The sequence below is a fragment of the Frankia sp. CcWB2 genome (genome assembly GCF_977927585.1).
Map to the genome: position 1 here is coordinate 1,610 of NZ_CDWRCM010000305.1, position 1,777 is coordinate 3,386.

The 1,777-nt window shown below is 72.7% G+C and carries 2 protein-coding genes and 1 pseudogene; 1 reads left to right on the forward strand and 2 read right to left on the reverse strand.

The annotated features are described in order from the left end of the window. Positions 1 to 769: pseudogene (locus ACY45C_RS20870) on the forward strand (hypothetical protein); the annotation flags it as partial. Here the strand turns inward: ACY45C_RS20870 and ACY45C_RS20875 are convergent. Then, positions 690 to 932, reverse strand: coding sequence for a TIR domain-containing protein (locus ACY45C_RS20875; protein WP_462189251.1), 243 nt, complete (start codon positions 930 to 932; stop codon positions 690 to 692). The pseudogene ACY45C_RS20870 and the gene ACY45C_RS20875 overlap by 80 nt on opposite strands. Next, the coding region (locus tag ACY45C_RS20880) for a toll/interleukin-1 receptor domain-containing protein (RefSeq protein WP_462189253.1) at positions 847 to 1,777 on the reverse strand (931 nt) is incomplete at its 5' end. The genes ACY45C_RS20875 and ACY45C_RS20880, both read right to left, overlap by 86 nt.

Here is a 1,777-nt window from a genome sequence, read left to right on the forward strand (position 1 = left end):
CGTCACCCATCTCGACGAGCTCCCGGTGCCACAGGCGGCGGCGTACGCGCGGATCCTGCGGGCGGATCTGCTGTTCCGGGCGAACCAGGAGGCCGAGGCCGGCATGGCGTTGGACGCGGTCGAGGCCGGCGCCGGGTCCGACCACGCGACACTGGCCCATGCGGCGCTGGTGCGCGGCGACTGGGCCGGCTTCCCGGATGGCGGGGCGCAGACGCTCGGCCGTCGGCCCGGCGGGAGCCCGATCATCCAGTCGCGAACGGCCTATCCGGAACGCGCGGAGGAACTGTGGCAGCGGGCCCTGACCGCCTACGGGCGCGCCGGGTCGGAGGGCGGGCGCGCCGCCGGACTGCTCCGGCTGGCCGGGGCGCCGACGGCGGCAGGCCGGCTGATCCTGCGCAGGGCCCGGATCGACGAGGCGGCCCGGCGCGCCCGGGCAGCCGGCAACGAGGCGCTGACCTGGCTGGCGAGAGTGCAGAGCCAGGCCGAGCAGGCGGTCGCCGGAGAACCGTCCGCAGCGGGACTGCGGGCCATGATGACGGCGCTGGCCGACTGGTCCAGGCTGGAGGGGAGCACGAGTTACGGCCGCGGGCTCGGCCGACTGCTGATCGACGCCGCCGACGCCGCCGACGCCGCTGGTGACCCCGACGACGTCGAGGCGGCGGGCCGCGAGGATCCTGGCCGGCGGCCGGTCAAGATCGCTTCCCGGGGAAGGGTGGCGGAGTCGACGGCCGGGAACCGCGGCCGTTCAGGGACCGGGCGATCTGCCTGACCAGTTCAAGCTCCGCTGCCGCACCGTCCTTGTCGACGAGATCGATGTAGCTGATGCCGCGCAACAGCCCGGCCGGGTCACAGGTCTCGACGCGGATCGGGATCAGCGTGCGCTTCACGCCGTTGGGATCCGCCTGCCAGGCCGCCTGCCAGGCCGCCTGCATCTTCGTCCGAGGCCAGGTAGCTCTTCGACAGCACGGCAAGGGTACGCCGGGACTGCGAGATCCCTTCGTGCAGCAGACCGATCTCGTGCTCACCGGGCAGCGCGTCGAGGGCCGCCAGATGCACCGAATGACCCCGGCCTTCCAACACGCGGGCAATCCAGGAGCCCCAGGCCTCATCGGACGGATCCGCGGAGATGAGGAAGTCCCACTTCTCGTCCGCGAGCGGCCCCTGACCGGAGCCGTTCGACGGGGTCCGCACCGCCGGGAACGGGCGCCCCGGCAGCGTGATCCACGCGAGGCCCTCGTACTTGCCCGCCACCGACACCTCGACTCGGCGGTACTGCGCCGGGTCGAGATCCCGCAGCCGCCCGGCCACCGTACTGCGGTAGAACTCGGACGATAGGATGAGCGCCAGTTCCGCGTCCTTGTCCTGTTCCAGCAGCTGCCGGACGGGGTCCGCGTCGACCAGCCGGGCGGCGACCACCGCCGCGTCGCCGACGAAACCACTGCCGTCGATACCCATCTCGCCCTGGTGCAGGGCCAACCTCAACCGGATTCGACCGGTCTCGTCACGTCCCCGGTTGTAGGTCCGCAGCGCGATCCACAGTTCCCGGACGAACTCGGTCGCGAGAACGGCCTTGGGAACGTCGGCGGCCACGGCTGCGAGAAAGCCGTCGCCGCGATCCTGGCGCAGCCGGATCGACCGGGGAGGCAGGCCGGCGCCTCCGGCCGCCTCGTCGACGATCCGGCGCAGCCCCTCCCGCCAGCTCGCCTGCGTCGCGATGTCCTGACGGCTGTAGTGCCTGGCATCCAGGCAGAAGACGCTGACATGCCGCGGGACGCCC